General features: G+C 66.1%; 16 protein-coding genes, 1 tRNA gene and 1 pseudogene. 11 read left to right on the top strand and 7 right to left on the bottom strand.

Annotated features, from left to right (window positions below; genetic code table 11):
• The first annotated feature begins 2 nt into the window (after positions 1 to 2).
• From nadD to xerC, 6 genes are all read left to right on the top strand, one after another.
• Positions 3 to 605 (top strand): nicotinate-nucleotide adenylyltransferase, encoded by a 603-nt coding sequence (gene nadD, locus ACIQ0W_RS03380; RefSeq protein ID WP_036295509.1) that lies wholly within the window; start codon positions 3 to 5, stop codon positions 603 to 605.
• Positions 602 to 1699, top strand: coding sequence for a hypothetical protein (locus ACIQ0W_RS03375; protein ID WP_304689714.1), 1098 nt, complete (start codon positions 602 to 604; stop codon positions 1697 to 1699). The genes nadD and ACIQ0W_RS03375 overlap by 4 nt, the downstream gene beginning before the upstream one ends.
• On the top strand, positions 1699 to 2082 hold the full coding sequence (gene rsfS / locus ACIQ0W_RS03370; RefSeq protein WP_304689713.1) for a ribosome silencing factor: 384 nt from the start codon (positions 1699 to 1701) through the stop codon (positions 2080 to 2082). The genes ACIQ0W_RS03375 and rsfS overlap by 1 nt, the downstream gene beginning before the upstream one ends.
• Positions 2083 to 2185: 103 nt before the next feature.
• A tRNA-Ala gene (locus ACIQ0W_RS03365) sits at positions 2186 to 2261 on the top strand.
• 198 nt (positions 2262 to 2459) lie between these two features.
• Entirely contained in the window at positions 2460 to 2651 is a 192-nt protein-coding gene (locus ACIQ0W_RS03360) for an AlpA family transcriptional regulator (RefSeq protein ID WP_200919445.1), read from the top strand.
• A gap of 47 nt (positions 2652 to 2698) precedes the next feature.
• On the top strand, positions 2699 to 3919 hold the full coding sequence (gene xerC / locus ACIQ0W_RS03355) for a tyrosine recombinase XerC (RefSeq protein WP_304689711.1): 1221 nt from the start codon (positions 2699 to 2701) through the stop codon (positions 3917 to 3919).
• 3 nt (positions 3920 to 3922) lie between these two features.
• Here xerC and ACIQ0W_RS03350 read toward each other — a convergent pair whose 3' ends face one another.
• A complete protein-coding gene (locus ACIQ0W_RS03350; protein WP_304689710.1) occupies positions 3923 to 4213 on the bottom strand; it encodes a hypothetical protein in 291 nt (96 codons plus the stop codon).
• Positions 4214 to 4307: 94 nt separating this feature from the next.
• Between ACIQ0W_RS03350 and ACIQ0W_RS03345 the strand changes: the two genes are divergently transcribed.
• Both ACIQ0W_RS03345 and ACIQ0W_RS03340 read left to right on the top strand, forming a co-directional pair.
• Positions 4308 to 4583 (top strand): hypothetical protein, encoded by a 276-nt coding sequence (locus ACIQ0W_RS03345; protein ID WP_304689709.1) that lies wholly within the window; start codon positions 4308 to 4310, stop codon positions 4581 to 4583.
• The gene (locus ACIQ0W_RS03340; protein ID WP_304689708.1) at positions 4576 to 5544 is read left to right on the top strand and encodes a hypothetical protein; all 969 of its coding nucleotides are present in this window, start codon (positions 4576 to 4578) and stop codon (positions 5542 to 5544) included. The genes ACIQ0W_RS03345 and ACIQ0W_RS03340 overlap by 8 nt, the downstream gene beginning before the upstream one ends.
• A 262-nt stretch (positions 5545 to 5806) precedes the next feature.
• Here ACIQ0W_RS03340 and ACIQ0W_RS03335 read toward each other — a convergent pair whose 3' ends face one another.
• The 3 genes from ACIQ0W_RS03335 to ACIQ0W_RS03325 form a co-directional block, all read right to left on the bottom strand.
• On the bottom strand, positions 5807 to 7579 hold the full coding sequence (locus tag ACIQ0W_RS03335) for an alpha/beta hydrolase family protein (protein WP_396641439.1): 1773 nt from the start codon (positions 7577 to 7579) through the stop codon (positions 5807 to 5809).
• A gap of 131 nt (positions 7580 to 7710) precedes the next feature.
• Positions 7711 to 9228, bottom strand: coding sequence for a glycerol kinase GlpK (gene glpK, locus ACIQ0W_RS03330; RefSeq protein ID WP_304689706.1), 1518 nt, complete (start codon positions 9226 to 9228; stop codon positions 7711 to 7713).
• A 55-nt stretch (positions 9229 to 9283) separates the two neighbouring features.
• A complete protein-coding gene (locus tag ACIQ0W_RS03325; RefSeq protein ID WP_304689704.1) occupies positions 9284 to 11020 on the bottom strand; it encodes a glycerol-3-phosphate dehydrogenase/oxidase in 1737 nt (578 codons plus the stop codon).
• A gap of 99 nt (positions 11021 to 11119) precedes the next feature.
• Between ACIQ0W_RS03325 and ACIQ0W_RS03320 the strand changes: the two genes are divergently transcribed.
• Entirely contained in the window at positions 11120 to 12121 is a 1002-nt protein-coding gene (locus tag ACIQ0W_RS03320; RefSeq protein WP_304689703.1) for a sugar-binding transcriptional regulator, read from the top strand.
• Between the two features lie 955 nt (positions 12122 to 13076).
• On the opposite strand, the pseudogene ACIQ0W_RS03315 reads toward ACIQ0W_RS03320, so the two are convergent.
• The 3 genes and pseudogenes from ACIQ0W_RS03315 to ACIQ0W_RS03305 form a co-directional block, all read right to left on the bottom strand.
• Positions 13077 to 13652, bottom strand: a pseudogene (locus tag ACIQ0W_RS03315) (hypothetical protein).
• A gap of 7 nt (positions 13653 to 13659) precedes the next feature.
• Complete coding sequence (locus ACIQ0W_RS03310; RefSeq protein WP_304689702.1) at positions 13660 to 14088, bottom strand: single-stranded DNA-binding protein; 429 nt, start codon at positions 14086 to 14088, stop codon at positions 13660 to 13662.
• 54 nt (positions 14089 to 14142) lie between these two features.
• On the bottom strand, positions 14143 to 15684 hold the full coding sequence (locus ACIQ0W_RS03305; protein WP_396641438.1) for a type IV secretory system conjugative DNA transfer family protein: 1542 nt from the start codon (positions 15682 to 15684) through the stop codon (positions 14143 to 14145).
• A 135-nt stretch (positions 15685 to 15819) separates the two neighbouring features.
• Between ACIQ0W_RS03305 and ACIQ0W_RS03300 the strand changes: the two genes are divergently transcribed.
• Positions 15820 to 16035 carry a DUF2945 domain-containing protein gene (locus tag ACIQ0W_RS03300; RefSeq protein WP_304689700.1) on the top strand — a complete coding sequence of 72 codons (216 nt, stop codon included), beginning with the start codon at positions 15820 to 15822 and terminating at the stop codon, positions 16033 to 16035.
• Between the two features lie 66 nt (positions 16036 to 16101).
• The gene (gene budA / locus ACIQ0W_RS03295) at positions 16102 to 16827 is read left to right on the top strand and encodes an acetolactate decarboxylase (protein WP_304689699.1); all 726 of its coding nucleotides are present in this window, start codon (positions 16102 to 16104) and stop codon (positions 16825 to 16827) included.
• Positions 16828 to 16892: the final 65 nt, after the last annotated feature.

Below are 16892 nucleotides of genomic sequence, written 5' to 3'. Positions count from 1 at the left end.
GTATGACGACGGACGCAGGGGAGCGGCCCCGGATCGGGGTGATGGGCGGCACGTTCGATCCCATCCACCACGGCCACCTGGTCGCCGCCAGCGAGGTCGCCAGCCACCTGGGCCTCGACGAGGTGATCTTCGTCCCGACGGGAACGCCCTGGCAGAAGCAGAAGGTCAGCGACAGCGAACATCGTTACCTGATGACCGTGATCGCGACGGCTTCCAACCCGGGATTCACGGTCAGCCGCGTCGACATCGATCGGGGTGGTCCGACCTACACGATCGACACGTTGCGGGATCTTCGGGCGCTGCGTCCCGATGCCGATCTGTTTTTCATCTCCGGCGCGGACGCGGTAGCGCAGATTCTCAGTTGGAGGGACCATGATGAGCTGTGGAACCTCGCGCACTTCGTCGCCGTGAGTCGCCCCGGACACGTCCTGGACACCGGGGGGCTTCCGAGTGAGGTCGTGAGTCAACTCGAGATTCCGGCGCTCGCGATTTCGTCGACGGACTGTCGCGAGCGGGTCCACCGAGGCGACCCGGTGTGGTATCTCGTTCCTGACGGGGTCGTCCAATACATCAGCAAGCATCATCTCTATCGGAGCAACGCATGAGCACACCCGAGCAGCCGCTGACGCGGAAGAAGCTCCGCGAACTGCACGCGACCGGGTCACTTCCCGTTCAGAACGAGGCGTCGAACGCGGACGAAGAGATCGAAGAAGACACGTACGTTGCGGCGACTCCGCCGCCTGCCGCCCCCCTCGCGCGCGCGGCCACCCCCGCCTTCACCCCGCCGGCGCCCATGCCCGACGCCCACGTCGATCTGGGCGTCTCGCCCCTGACCCGGCGCCAGGCGCGCGAGCAGGAGCGCATCCGCACCGCGTCCGTCCCCGTCATCACGCCCGATGTCATCGCCGCCCAGATGCCCGTGTCGGCTCTCGGTGAGCCCGCGCCGGCGCGGTACACACCGTTCTCGGCGCCCGCTGCTTCCGGAGCTGTCATTGCCGAGCCCGCGGTCGGCGGCGGAAAGGCCGACGAGAAGAAGTCCGACGACAAGAAGTCGGGTGGCAAGAAATCTGAGGCCAAGAAAGCGGATGCGGCGAAGGTCCAGGATGCCGAGGCATCCGATTCTTCTCGCAACGACAGCGCCCGCGACGACGACGCCCGCGACGACGACCACGCTCGCGGTGTCGACCTGGCCCCCGTCGCGACGGTCAACGCGCAGTTCGGTGCCCACCTGCTGAAGGACGAAGAGATCTCGACGAAGCTTCCGGCTTCGTTCGATGAACTCATCGTGCGCAACTCGTCGTCTACGGGTGCGATCGGTGCTTCGAGCGCACTCATCCTGTCGCAGACGCCCAGCATGCCCCCGCTATCCGGCCCCGTGAATGCGACGGGCGAGGTGCTCATCACGGGCACCTTCCACCTGCCCGACGGTCTCGGATCCGCCGGCGGCGACCCGCGCTCCACAGACGGTAAAGACGTCGATTCGGTTCTCATCGACGGTGAGTTGCCCGCTTCGTCCTCGCCGACGCCGATCGCCGCGAGCGCCGCCATCAGTACTGTGCGCGGCACGGGCGAAATCATCCGTCCGCCGGCGCCCGAAAAGGGTGGCCGACTCCTCTTCTCCCTGGCGATCACGGCGGGCGTTCTGGCGCTCGCACTCGTGGGCGTCCTCATCCTCGCTTTCGTGAATGGTGCTCTTTAATGCCCGCAACTGAACGAGCACGTGAACTCGTGCAGATCGCGTCGGCCGTCGCCGATACCAAGGGTGGCGAGGATCTGGTCGCACTGGATGTCTCGGGCCCGCTTCCTCTCGTCGACGCCTTCCTGCTGGTCACGGGGCGCAACGAGCGCAACGTCGGCGCGATCGCCGACGCGATCGAGGACCGCCTGCACGAGGCCGGCGTCAAGCGTCTGCGCCGTGAGGGACGTCAGGAGGGACGCTGGGTTCTGCTCGACTTCGGTGACCTCGTCGTGCACGTCTTCCACGAGCAGGAGCGCGTGTACTACGGGCTCGAGCGTCTGTGGAAGGACTGCCCGGTCATTCCGATCGAGCTTCCGGCCCCCGCCGCCGCGGCCGCCGACTAGTCGCCGAGATCTCCGCTTGGCGGCGACATCCGTCTCGATTCGAGCGGACGCTTCGGATGTAGTAATCTAGCGGGGTTGCCCTGGCTCGTCCGGGGCGAAGTTTGGGCCTGTGGCGCAGCTGGTAGCGCACCTGCATGGCATGCAGGGGGTCAGGGGTTCGAGTCCCCTCAGGTCCACCAAAACTACGGTAACGCACCAAATCTTCACTCCCTGATCAGGGAGCTTGAATGTTTGGTAGTCGTTTACTGGACACTTCGCCGGGTCGCCGCAGTGCGCTCTCGGACCTTCTCGAAGTATCTGGAAGGTACGCGGCAAGGCCCGCGCACCTTCGCTATATGGACGGTGTTGGCACGTCAGAGTCGGGACACGGGAACTACGTGTCGTTGGCTGAGCTTGCCGCGCAGCTCAAAGTTTCCGTGCAGACGATCTACGACCTGCGGAGCAAGGGTCGTGGCCCCCGTGGGTTCCGTGTCGGCACGCAGCTGAGGTTCCGTGAAAGTGAGATCGACGCGTGGGTCCAGCGCATGGAGTTGGCCGACGAGCGGCGTCACGCCGGCGGTGCGTCGTGAACGGCGGGCGGCCACGCACCCTGATCGGCTCGTACGGAACCATCAGCGTGACCAGGCGAGGCGCGTCGTACGTGGCGTTGGCGCGCATTCGCGACGCCGACGGACGTCTGCGCAGAGTGACGGGCGCGGCCCGCACGGATTCGGCAGCTCGAGCGAGGTTGAAGCAGCGTCTGCTCGAAAGGCCCGGTTTCGGGACCGGGGGATTGCTTGACCTCACTAGCTCCTTCCGGGATCTCGCCGACCTGTGGCTCGAAGACCTCGATCTGCAGAAGCTTTCCGATGGGACAAAGGAGAACTACCGCGACGATCTGCGCCTCCACGTGCTGCCTCAGTTCGAGCACTTCGCGCTGGGCGAGATTACGACGGGGCGCGTCGAGTGGTTCCTCCGCTCCGAGCGCGCGGTGTCATACTCGCGGGCGAAGCACTCGCGGACCATGCTCAATCTCCTTTTCGGTTTCGCGCTCCGGCACGACGCGGTCCCGCGCAACCCGGTGCAGGGAACGAGTCCACTGCGTCGGCCGAAGGGCGAGCCGCAGGCGCTGACCGTCGACCAGATCAGAGCGATCCGCGACGCCGCGACTCGCTGGCGGACGGGACCGGATGTGAAGGGTCCCAAGCCCGATGGTCAGGTCCGCGAGATCATCGAAGTTCTCCTCGGAACCCCGTTGCGCATCGGTGAGTGCCTCGCTCTCCGGGCGTGCGATGTCGAGGACGGTCCCAGCGGGATGACGATCTCGGTGACGGGGACGGTCGTGTTGCGCACTGGCAGCGGTGCCGTCCGTCAAGACCACCCGAAGACCGAGCATTCCATCCGCCGAATCGCGGTCCCCGACTTCGCTGCGGACGTCGTTCGAGCACGGCTCCCCGCCGTCCCGACCACCGACCCGCAACGGACCATCTTCGCTAATCGTGCGGGCAAGCCACTGAGCCCGTTCAATGTGCGACGCACGTTCCGAGCGTTCCTCGAGTTGGCAGATCTTGCGGGGGAGGGGATCACGTTGCGCTGGTACCGGCGGACCGGCGCAACGGTCATCGCCCGCGGGGCGAGCGCCGACGCTGCCGCCACCTTCCTTGGCCACGGATCGACGGCTATCACGGAAGGGCACTACATCGAGCCCGACCGCAGCGTGGATCGGGGTCCGGCAGGAATCCTCGAACGGACGCTACGCCGCGTGAACCCCGATATCTCGCTGCTCTCAACCGACGACGGAGCGGGCGATGATCCGGCGCTCGACTTCCTCGACGAAGAAGACATCGAAGCAGCGTAGTGCCTATTCGATCGGTTGATCTCGATCATTCGTGCCCCAACCCGCGATCGGTCCGCCGTTCGGGCCGTGGTTCCGCAGGAACTCGTCGTGGACCCGTTCGCAGGCGACACGGAGGGTTGTTGACCAGCCGATGACGTTGCCGCGGAAGCTGGCACGGTAGCGAACTTCGGTCGCGTTCACCCGGCGGATCTCGATGGTGCCGTACACGCGGTCGAACGCATCAACCAAGGTCCACGTGCCCGTCGGACCTTCCTGAGCTACGAGGAGCGGGTGCCATCGGCGCAGTTCGGCCATTGGGCTTCCTCCTCCGGCCGAACAGCATCAGAGTAGACCGACCAGCCGACATCGCTGCGCGAATACTTGGGTGCGGGATGCGCACCTTCTCACCATGAGCGACCGTGAGCGCGCTGACGCTGTCCTGGAGCATCTGGCTGTGCTCGCGTTCCTGTACTACCCCGGTATCGAGGCGGATGATCCGAGCTACAGCCTCGCCGACGACATCGACTGGTGTCTCGCGCGGCTGGGCGATGTGTCCGACCTTGAGCGGGAACGGATGCGTGCGCTCTTCGCAGGAGCGATCGCTGACCCCACCGCGACGCGCGAGGAGTTGTTCACAGCTCTCGTAAAGCTAGACGGCGTTCTTGACGTGGATCGCCATGAGTGACGCGTTGCCGAGCGACGACGAGCGGGCAGCGCGCCTGGCCGCACAGCGGAAGGCATGGAACGACGCTCACCCGACGTACTACACCGATTATCGCGAGCGGAACCTCGACGACATTCGCCGCAAGAATCGCGAGCGTGAACGTGAGCGCACGAGGCGTGAGCGGGAGGAGAAAGAGCGGCGCAGGAAGGCGATCGATCGCGCGAAGGCCTGGGCAAACGAGCACCCGGAGGCGCGTCAGCAAGCGCGCGAGCGCTACAAGCAGAAGCATCCGGAGACGTACAAGCAGGCTCAGCGCGACTACTACCATCGGAACCGCGACGCGATCGCCGAACGCCGACGGGCACGCCAGGCTGCCGACCCGGAGAAGGCGAACGAGGAGCGGCGGCGCGCGGTCGACCGTGCCCGGGCTGCCGGCCGCGACGCGACATGGTCGCCCACTCCTGTCCAACGCGCGACGTATCGTGAGCGGGAGAACGAAGCAAGACGCCTGGCGCGTCGCCGGGCGCGCGCCGGGTTGCCCGAGCGTCAGCTTCACCGGGTTCACGCGCCGGAGCGACGTCACAACGATGCCGCGGCCGACGCCTTCTTCGCGAAGAAGCGGACCGGTGGCGATATCGCCCGAATCAGAGACCAGGACGAGCCGACTCCTCCGGATCTGGTGCACGCGTGGGACGAGCGTTCGGAGAACCGACGCGTCGCGCGCGAGATCCTTGCGATTGCCGAGGAGTACTTCGCGGAGCATGAGGTCGAGTTGCGGGCGAGGATCGCCGAGGTGTCGCGCGCGCGTTTCCGGGGCGGGATGCTCCCCCTCGACGTGTACACGGAGCCACGCCGTCACGCTCTCGAGTTCGCAAGCCGGGGCTATCTCCGCGCCAGCGCCGCCTCCCCGACATCATCGCTGTCGATCTTTCGCTGGCTCACGACCGGTTCCGCCCAACGACGACCCGACATCACGCTTTGACGTACTTTGGGTGATCAACTCTGAGGAAGTTCGCCGAGCGCCGTCATCCATTCATGCCGCAGAGCATGCCACCGGAGGCGCCTGCGCGCACGAGTCGGATCGCCTCCGCGATCGGAGCCTCACCCGCGAGAAGGCTCAACCCCTGCCCGGACATCACACCCGGCGCGCAGCTCGTAGCCGGCCATTCACACCCTCGACGCGACGGAGGGAGTGCTCCGCTTCAGGGCGGAGGCACTCCCTCTGTCCGTATTGGTGAGACGGGTCAGTACACGACGGTTAGCGTGTTCGAGACTGAGATGATTGTCACGACGGCGGCGTTGATGAACCCTCCGATGTATGGGTTGCCCGTCGCTCGGTAGATCTTCCGCGAGATCACGGCTGAGACCGCAAGGATGAGGATGACCGGGAACAGCCAGATGCTGAAGATGCCCCCGAAGCCCGGGATCGTGTCACCGCTGATGAAGAACGTCGCGTACTGGGCGACTACGAGCACGATCGGCGCTATCGCGTTCGCCACCGCCAGCACCAACGTGTTGAGCCATTCCTGTCCGCGCAGCGTGAACCGGTTGAAGCTGTTGATCGCCACCGAGTTCGCGAAGAAGTACACGAGGAAGAACGGCAGATAGAGCAGGGCGATCCAGAGCTTGTCCGCTTCGAACGCCTTGACGGCTACGACCCAGTACCGGAAGTCGGTCTTGAAGAAGTAGTCGAGCACGAACACGATGCCAAACGCCGCCGCGACGACGATCGCTCCGAGACCGATGCCGTGGAAGAACTTCCTCCAGCCGGGGAGGACCCCTGCTGCCCGCAGATCCAGGCTGTTCTTCTTACCGAACGCGAAGTAGGAGACCGTCATGATGATCAGCCCCGCGACACCGTTGATCGCCGACCAGGTCGCGATGAAGAACACAGCACCCTGGGTGAAGATCGTCGGCACGGCGTTGAATGCGATGCCCTGCATCACGGGCTGCTGGCTCAGCCAGACGTAGCTCCAGCCCGAGAACAGCGCCGAGACGACCAGTCCGCCCCAGAACCATGCCAGGCCCTTGCGACTCGTGGCCGCGAGCGCAGCGGGCCCCGTAAATCGCAGGCCGGCGAAGGCGCGGGTGCCGAGAAGCGCACGCGTGAAGGCAACCAGGAAGATGCCGAAGCCGATGAGACCGAACGCCGTCGCCGTCTCCTTGACCTGCCAGATCTGGGCGCTCGGCTCGATCGCGTTCGGCGCGGGGAAGACCCGCTCCCAGAACTCGACCTGGCTCCCGACCGTCGTCTTCGAAATCGTGCCCCACGGGTGCGTCTCCGCCGGGGTGTAGACGATGCGATCGGCGTCGCCCTCGGTGTAGAACTCACCGGCCGAGCGCGATTCTTCCTCAGCCGGGTCCACGCCGAAGTTCAGGAAGGACTGCGCGTTGGGGGTCGAGATGTACTCACGCGGCGGCGTCAGCGCGACACCCTCCGGGCTGTAGCTGCGGAAGAAGAACTCGTCATACTGGGCGGCGACCAGACCGACATCTCGCGTGCCGTAGATGTTCGTGTACGCGCCGTCGGCATCGGTGTAGACAGGGTCATTGTCGACGAGGAAGACCGCGTCGATGAGCTGCTCGTCCGCCTCATTGTCAAGGGCGACCGAGAAGCTCGCGGCCCGCGCGCCGTTCGAGTGTCCGGACACGCCGATCATCTCCGGGTCGACGTACGGCAGATCGGCGACGAGCTTCACAACGTCGTACATGCCGGTGCCGCCGAGCTCGACCTGGCTGTTCACGAGCGGCGACGAGTTGCCGTGCCCATACATGTCGATCGATACGACGATGTAACCGCGTCGCGCAAGCTCGACATAGTTGGCATCCTGCATCTCGCGGTTGTTCCACCACCCGTGAGACACGATGATGGCGGGGGCCTGAGAATCAGCGGTCGCGGCATCCGGCTTGAACAGCAGGGCGCTGATCATCTGGCCCGACGGCGTCTCCCATCTCATGTCCTTCACTGCTACGGTTCCGGCGTTCGTCTGCACCGCGGATGCGACGATCGCGGACATCAGCATTAGCACCAGTGACAGCGCGAGCCAGAATGGGTTCCTTTTCAGGAAGGTTGCTTTCATGAGATCCCTACTCCTTCGTGTGGGTATCGGTGGGGTTGTGACTGTATTCAGATCGAGGGCGGGGCTGGTCAGGTGTCCACGTCGCCGTCCACCCAGCCCATGGTCTTGGTGACAGCCTTCTTCCAGTTGCGGAAGAGCTGTTCGCGCTCGAGCAGCGGCATCGTCGGGCTCCAGCGCTGCGCCTCGCCCCAGTTCTCGGTTACGGAGTCCTGGCCGTCCCAGAACCCGACGGCGATGCCGGCAGCGTAGGCCGCGCCTAGGGCGGTGGTCTCGAGGATCTTGGGGCCAAGCACATCGACACCGAGCTGATCCGCTTGGAACTGCATGAGCAGCTCGTTGGCGACCATCCCGCCGTCGACGCGTAGCTCGGCCAAACCGATGCCGGCATCCGCGTTCATCGCCTCCACCACTTCTCGCGTCTGATAGGCGGTGGCCTCCAGTGCGGCACGGGCGATGTGCTGCTTGGTGACGTAGCGGGTGAGCCCGAGCAGCGCGCCGCGGGCGTCCGGGCGCCAGTACGGGGCGAAGAGACCGGAGAACGCCGGCACGAAGTACGCGCCGCCGTTGTCCTCGACCTCACGGGCCAGCGGCTCGATCTCCGACGCGTCTGAGAACATGCCGAGGTTGTCCCGCAGCCATTGCACGAGGGAGCCTGTTACGGCGATCGATCCCTCGAGCGCGTAGACGGCCGGGGCGTCGCCGATCTTGTAGCAGACGGTCGTGAGCAGTCCGTTCTCGGAGTGCACGCGCGTGCGTCCCGTGTTCAGCAGCAGGAAGTTGCCCGTTCCGTAGGTGTTCTTCGCCATGCCCTCGCTGAAGCACGCCTGACCGAACATCGCCGCCTGCTGGTCCCCCAGAACCCCGGCGATCGGGACGCCGGGCAGCATCCCGTGCTCTCGTCCCACGCCGTAGACCTCGGAAGAGGAACGGATCTGCGGGAGCATCGACATGGGGATGCCCATGTCCGCCGCGATCTGCTCGTCCCAGTTCAGTGTGTCGAGGTCCATCAGCATGGTGCGGGAGGCGTTGGTGACGTCGGTGACGTGGATGCCGCCGTTCACGCCACCGGTGAGGTTCCAGAGGATCCAGGTATCGACCGTGCCGAAGAGCAGGTCGCCGTCGTCGGCGGCCTCACGTGCCCCGCTGATGTTGTCGAGGATCCACTTCACCTTGGGACCGGCGAAGTAGGTCGCGAGCGGCAGGCCGACGTTCGCCTTGTACCGATCGACGCCGTGATCGCGGGACAGATCCTCGACGATCCGCTGCGTCCTCGTGTCCTGCCAGACGATGGCCCGGCAGACGGGGACTCCGGTGTGGCGGTTCCAGACGATCGTGGTCTCGCGCTGATTGGTGAGTCCGACCGCGGCGATGTCGCCGTGGGTCAGGTTCGCGCGGGTGAGGGCGAGCCCCACGGCCTCACGAACGTTGTCCCAGATCTCGACGGCGTCGTGCTCTACCCATCCCGCCCGCGGGAAGTGCTGGCGATGCTCGAGCTGTCCGCTGGCCACGATCGACGCCGAGTGGTCGAACACGATCGCGCGCGTGCTCGTCGTGCCCTGGTCGATCGACAGTACAAAACGTGTCACGGGGTGCTCTCCATCGAGGCGTGTGAGTGGCGGGGTGGGGTGGACGGATCGGTGATCAGGGATGCGGCGACATGGCGGCGACACCGGGGGCGGCCGCCCTGGCGCGCGCGGCCGCGGTGTCATCGCTCGCGCGCGCCGCGGCGGCGACGGCGTCGGCCACGGCGGTGTACGCCGCGACCTCCTCGTCGCGCCTCGCGTCTGACCAGCCCAGTTCGCCGGCGACGATCCGGGCTACCTCGGGAAGGGCCGCCAGGGCTTCGTCGGCGTACTCGTAGACCATGCGGGTGCGACGGTGCATCACATCCTCCAGGTGCAGCGCACCCTCGTGGCTGACGGCGTACGCGATCTCCGCGCGCAGGTAGGCGGGTGCGTGCTCCAGCGGGCGGGACATGCTCTCGTCGCGGTCGCAGATCTCGGCGATGTCGCGGATGTCGGAGCCGTACCGGTGCAGCAGATGATCGACCATCGCCGCGTCCCAGCCGAACTGTCGCGCGGAAGCGCCCGCGGCGCCGTCGGTCGCAGGCCGCCCGCCCACGAGCGGGATGGTCTGTGTGACCGACGGTCGCGCGGCGGCCGCCTCGGCGCCCAGGGCGAAGTCGACGGCATCCCGCGCCATGATCCGGTAGGTGGTGAACTTGCCGCCGGCGATGACCGTCAGTCCGGGGACGGGCGAGGCGACCGCGTGCTCGCGCGACACCTTCTCGGAGGCGGTGCCGTCCTTGGTGCCCGGCTGCAGCAGCGGGCGGAGCCCGGCCCACGTGCCGATGAGGTCATCGTGTGTGAGCGCCTTCGCCAGCACCCCATTCGCCTCATCGAGCACGTAGTCGATGTCGCGGGCATGTGCCGTGGGGTTGACGAGTTCTTCGGTCCAGGGGGTGTCGGTCGTGCCGATGACCCAGTACCGCGACCACGGGATGACGAAGAGAACGCTCTTCTTCGTCTGCAGGATAAGACCCGCGTCGCCCTCAATCCGATCGCGGGGGACGACGATGTGGATGCCCTTCGAGGCCAGCACCCGCAGTCCGCCGGCGCCGGCGAGAGCCTGCGACTGCTCGGTCCAGACACCGGTCGAGCTGATGACATGGCGCGCCTTGGCCGCGATCACGCGATCCGTCTCGAGGTCGCGCAGCAGCGCGCCGTCTACGACACCGGCGCCATTCTTGGTCAGCTCCACCACCTGTGTGCGCGCGGCCGCCTGAGCCCCGTGCCCCACCGCAGTGCGAACGAGCGTCGCGACGTATCTCGCGTCGTCGACCGTCGCGTCCCAGTACTCGATTGCCCCGATTGCCGCCCGCGCGCTGAGGTCCGGGAACACCCGGTCGAGGTCGGCGCGGCTGAGGTGATGATGCCAGGGGAGGGCGCGTTTTCCCCGGCGCAGGGTCGCGAGCACGTCGTAGAGGGCGATGCCCGCCCCCACGAAGGCCCGCTCCCACACCCGATGACGCAGGGGATAAAGGAAGGGCACGGGGCGCACGAGGTGGGGAGCGACCGCCGTCAGGAGAAGGTCGCGCTCGGCCAACGCCTCGAACACCAGCTTGAAATCGAGCATCTGAAGGTAGCGGAGCCCTCCGTGCACGAGCTTGCTCGAGCGAGACGACGTTCCCGCGCCCCAGTCCTGCGCTTCGACGACCACCGTCTCCAGACCTCTGCTGGCCGCATCAAGGGCGATGCCGGCACCGGTGATACCGCCCCCGATGACGAGCACGTCGAGTTCTCGTCCCGGCAGTGCGCTCTCGGACAGGCGCGCAAGAGCGCGGTCGCGCGATTCCGTGGTGAGCCGAGTGTCGAGCATGATGTTCCATTCATGAGGACCGGCGGAATGTCCCCCGGCAGCCTGAAGCGTATTAGAATTTGGAAGCACGATGGCAATACGCGCATGTAACCTGCACGAATGTGCAACGTTTCGGTGAACAGGGACGAAACGATCCTGGCGGCGGCCTCGATGTACTACCTCCAAGACATCAAAATGGAGACGATCGCTCAGCGGCTGCACATGTCGAGGTCGAGTGTGTCCCGCCTTCTCAAGGAAGCCCGGTCCTCTGGGCTCGTGAACATAGCGCTGCGCCCGACCCCTTCCCACGCGCCGGAGTTCACCCACCTCATCGCTCAACAGTTCGGCGTCGAGGTGCACGTCGTGCCAGTCAGCGACTCGGCGACGACGCAGGAGCGACTGGATCAGGTGGCCACCGCCACGGCCAAGATGGTGACCGACTGGTTCGACTCCGACATGATCCTCGCGATCGCGTGGGGCACAACCCTCGGAGCGGTATCCCAGCACCTCACGAGAAAGCCGACGCGTGGGAGCGTCATCGTTCAGCTCAATGGGGGGGCGAACAACCGCACCTCGGGTGCCGACTACGTGGGCAACCTCATCTCTCGATTCGGCGAGGCGTTCGATGCGCGTGTGCAGCCATTTCCCGTTCCTGCCTTCTTCGACTTCGCCAGCACCAGACGCGCGATGTGGCGTGAGCGCTCCATCGCACGGGTGCTCGAGATGCAGCGTCAGGCGGACATCGCGCTGTTCTCGATCGGTGCGGTCACAGGCCAGGTGCCGAGCCATGTCTACTCGGCCGGATACCTCGAAGCCGACGACATCCGTGTGCTGGAGTCGGCCGGGGTGGTCGGCGACGTCTGTACGGTGTTCCTTCGAGCGGATGGGACTTATGAAGACCTCGCTTTGAACGAACGTGCGACCGGGCCCACGCCGGCGGAGCTTAAGCACATACCCCGCCGCGTGTGCGCGGTGGCCGGGGACAACAAGGTCATCCCTATCCTGGCGGCCCTTCGCGCGGGGACAATCACGCACCTCATCCTTGATGAGCAGACCGCCCACGGACTGCGCCTCCGTATGACGTCGGTCCATCGAGAGTCAGTGCACGCCGACATCGTGTAGAACTCCCAGATCGCTGACCCTAGCGATCGTCGAAAACCAGCGGCCCCTCGGCCGAGGCATGTCCGGCGAGAAGAGACCGACGTGTCAGTCGGACGAATCTCGCTTCGCCCGCGCGCGGGACGTCGTGAAGAATGCCGTCCTGCTGAATCCCCGGAATGGCTGCCGCCGTTTCAGGAGTTCGCACGACGCGTCGGCCGCCACCGCAGGGCGCTCACTGTCGATGCGATCCGCGATGTCCTGCTAAACCGCTACGGCATGACCGACGCGGTTGGGATGATGGTCGGCGCGTGGACGAACAGGTTCCAGGCAAATCCCACCCGCCACGTTACTGCCACGAATCGAACGCCGGGCGGGTCGAACACGAACTCGTGGCAGCCATCTTGATGCGAAACTCGAGACCGAACGCAGAGGATGGGGATCCGAATTCGCCCGGCTCAGGTCGTAGGGGTCGGCGGTCCTGGATCGCACTTCCCGTTCAGGGAGTAGCGGGTTTGCACCCGTTGCCTCGGCATGGAGGTTGAGGTCTCTATGTCGTTCTTGTGCACCGCAGACCAAGGCTCGATGTGGTGGTACTCAACGAGCGGCGCGCCGCAGAAAACGCATCCAAATCCAGCCGACGATGCTCGTGCCGATCGATGGCTGAAGGGATAGATCGCGAGCACTCAGTTTCGTGCTCAGTCATCGCGGCATGATACCCACCCCGTGCCCATCCGCGTCGTTGCGAGAAGCGCCCACCACAACATTGGATGTTCCGCCCAACGGATAACGGGCGTGTCCTTTGTACGCTCAGGCCGGTCGGACAGCAGGCGAGCCCGACGATTGAGTTGCACCAGGCGTGGGATGTTCACAAAGGCCCCGAAGAGCGATTCCGACTTCGAGCGCATGACCCGCACGCCGACATGCTCGGTGATCCTTGGTCGAACGGGCGGCACTCGCAAACCTCACCCGAGCGGGTTCATGGGTGATGACTCGAGTCCTCGGCTTCCGCCATGAACGAGTCCTCGACCGCCCGCCGGCGGGCGACGTCTTCGACGACGAACCTGCGGAAGTCGGCTGCCCGATCGTTGATCGTGACGTCTTCGACTGACGGCGCCGGCTCCTCCCCAGGCCACGCCGTCTGACGTGTAGCTCAGTCGCGGTCGAGTCGCGAGCCGCATGCGGCGACCCAGTCGTGCAGGCGCTCTCGGGCCTCGGCGAAGTCCTGGTGCCAGCCGAGGGGAGCGGAGGCATGCTGCTCCTCGTCGTATGCGCAGAGCCAGTGCAGGTGGAGAGCGGAGAGTTCCCAGACGAGTTCGGAGTGGCGATGCCACAGCGGCGGGATGATCGACGGTCCGAGACCGTAGGTGCGTCGTAGCCAGTTCACCCACCTGTCGAGTTCAACCCACTCGAATGCGGCTCGATCCGAGGTGAGTACGTTCCAGTTCACCGGGCGGGGCACGCTCGGCAGGCCATCGGCCTCACCTTCGGGGCCGTCCGGCGTCGGTGGCTCGAACTCGTACCCGGGAAAGTGCAGGGGCTCGTCGGTGGTCATCGGGCGCTCAGATGGCCACGGGACGGACCGCTGGCTTTGCCGTCGACGGGGCGGATGCAGCCACAGACGGAAGCGCGTTGCGGCGGCGTTGCAGGATGTAGTTTGTACGCGCGGAGTCGTGGCCGAGGCGCTTCGCGACGAACTCCTCGGTCTCGACCGTTTCGCCGTCGCGTTCCCGCGTCGAGGTGTGCGTGTATCCCTCTGCGATGAACACGTCGCCCTTGTTGAACATCGCGTAGGCCCGCTCCGCGTTGCGGCGGAACATCACGAGGTCGTGGTAAGTGGTCTCAGTCTGGGTGAAGGTGCCGTCTTCATTGCGTTCGAAGTGCTCCTGCCCGATGCGCACCCAGAAGCGGGCTTCGCCTTTCGCGTTGAATGCGAGTTGAGGCTGCGACGCGATGAACCCGGAGAGAGACTGCTGGGTGTGGATAGTCATCGGATGCTCCTACCAAGGGGCCGCAGGTCGGCCATCACCTGGTAGGTGCGTCGCCTATCCCCGCCGCAGTTGTTCCTCGACGCGAGCCCGATCGGCACGGAGGTCCGCGGCGTCGGGGCGGGCAGTCCATTCGCGCATGCGCGTGACGATTGGTGGCGCCGATCTCAGCAGTAGGAGCGCCGTGCCGTACGGCAGCGTGCGAATGACGTCGGGCGGCATGATCGGAACCCGGCGTGTTGATCGCTGGTTGGAGCGCATGCCGCGTTCACCGATGGTGATCGAGTCGGTGGCCTCGTCGCGGTCGCCGATCAGGGTGGCGATGTCCTGGAGGTCTCGAGACCCTGAGGCGCCGCCGAGCACGATCTTGGCGATGCTCGCGTCCCAGATCGCCGTGGCTGCGTTGTCGCCCCACCGCTGACGGGCCTGCGCGAGCGACTGAAGCACCGGCATCGTGGTGACACCGGTGCCTCCACCTTCGGCCATCAGGACAGGCAGCGACGGCAGAGGGGCGAGGTTGCCGATCTCGTCAAGCGCGAGAAGCAGCGGCGGGTCGAGGCGGGCGCCTGGGGATCTTGCGGCAACACGCCGCGCGGTTTCGACGAGGTCTTCGACCAGCGCGGCGACGAGGGAGGAGGATGCGCCGGCGCCGGCGCCCGTCGCAAGAAGGTACAGGGTGCCGTTGCGTCGGAGAAAGGTCTCCGGATCGAACTGCTCGTCCTCGCTCGGGCTGACTGCATCGAGGACACGCGGGTCAGCCAAGGCCGCCAACGCCAGGGAGACGCCCTGCCAGATCGAGTCGCGCGTGCGGGGGTCGGCGTCGATCATCGCCTCAAGCGACTCGGCCCATCCCGTCGCGGCGGCAGGGTTGGATGTGAGGATCGCGACGGCATCCTTCGCCGCGGCCGGGTCGAGCGTCCAGCGAAAGAGCTCACCAGGTGAGCGGCCGTCGAGTCCTGCGGCGTGCAGCAGCGACTGAAGGGCGGTACGGGTTTTGCCCTCCCAGAAACCGCCGTTCTCCACCCCAACGCTCGACAGGCCTGTACCGGCTGCGAGTCCCGCGGCGCGAATCATCGCGGTGAGTGGGAGCTCGCAGCCGCGTACCGGCGACCACCGCAAGCCCGCCGGTACTCCCGGAGCAAGATGTTGTGGATCGAACACGGCGACGGGCCCTCGACTCATCCGCGAGCGAATGGTGGTCGTGAGGTTGTCCGGCCTGGTGGAGGTCGTGACGACGGCGCCAGGTGCGTCGAGGATTGCGTTGATGACGACGTGGGCGCCCTTGCCCGACCGGGGAGGGCCGATCACGAGGATCGAATCCTCGACCGACGTCCACACCTTCGTTCCTCGCGCCACTCCCACGAGGTAGCCGACGTCCTCGCATCGCGGCTTGTCGACGGACGCGCGAAGGTGGGCAGCGCGCTTCAGCAACGCGTGATCGGAGGCAGCGCGGCGCACGTCGGCCGCGGTCGCGATTCCGGCGATCCTGTTCGGGTCGGATCTGGCATGACGAGTGTGGTTTCGGATGACGCGCCAGACCCACCACCCCGAAACGCTGAGCAGCGCGACGAACGCCACGACGACAGCCCAGTACGCCACCGCATTTTGACAAGCGCCCCCTCGTGGGGCGTTTGTTTTTTGTTGGTCACACGTTTCGCTGGCGGGTCAAGACCTGTTCTATTTTCGCGCTGCTCTGGGACGATGGGTCGACGGCGATCGGAGCGAGGGGCGAACATGGCGGGGGAGCTATCGACGGGTGACCGCGTGAGTTGGGGCACGCCTCAGGGACGCACCCGGGGCACCGTAGTGGAACGGAAGACGAGCGACTTCGAGTTAGCCGGTCAGCATTTCACCGCGACGCCCGATGAACCGGCGTTTGTCGTCGAATCCGAGAAAAGTGGGAAACAGGCCGCGCACAAGCGCTCGGCGCTGAGGAAGCTGAAGAGTTGACGCGTTCTGACGTCGGGTCCCGGCGGGTTTGCTCGGGTAACGGGCGCCCGCGATAACGTCGCTCGTGTGACCTTGCTCTCGAACGACGCCGTGACGCAGTTCGCCGTGCTCGATGCGCTCTTGGCGGGCGCCTATGAAACCGGGATGCCCGTCGCGGACGCACTGCGGGCCGGTGATTTCGGGATCGGATGCTGCGACCGCCTCGGCGGAGAGGTGGTGATCGTCGACGGGCGCGCGTACGAGTGCACCGTCGATGGTCCGCCGACGCAGATGGCCGGAACGGACATCCTTCCGTTCGTCGACGTCGCGCCATTCCCGGACGTGACCTCGACGCGGGTCGAGGCGCTTGATCTCGCGGGATTGACGGCGCACGTCGAGGAACTCCTGGTGAGTCGGAACCTGTTCCACACGGTGCGGATCGACGGGGTCATGACCGCGGTGCGCGTGCGGGTGACGCCGCGGCAGCACCATCCGCTTCCGCCGCTGACCGAGGTCACCCGTGAGCAGGTCGAGACGGTGCTGACCGAGCGGGCCGGAACACTGGTCGGGTTCTGGGCGCCGACGATCTACCAGGGCATCGCGGTGGCGGGACTGCACCTGCACTTCTTGGCCGAGGACCGGATCGACGGCGGACACGTGCTGGACGTCACGATCGGCGCGGGGGAGCTGCGTATCGCGGCGTTCGCGCGGCTCGACCTGCATCTGCCTGTCGACGACCTGTTCTTGCGGACCGAGCTGACCCACGACGCCGACCACCACATCGTGGCGATCGAGGGCGGCGCCGCGGGCTGAGGCGTCGCGCGGGGCTCACGAACGGTCGCGACATGCCGTTTCATACGGATGTGGAACGGCATGTC

This window comes from Microbacterium sp. (genome assembly GCF_044340635.1).
Taxonomy (GTDB): Bacteria; Actinomycetota; Actinomycetes; order Actinomycetales; family Microbacteriaceae; genus Microbacterium.
Note: the sequence above shows the minus strand (reverse complement) of the source record. Positions and strands in the feature narration are given on the sequence as shown.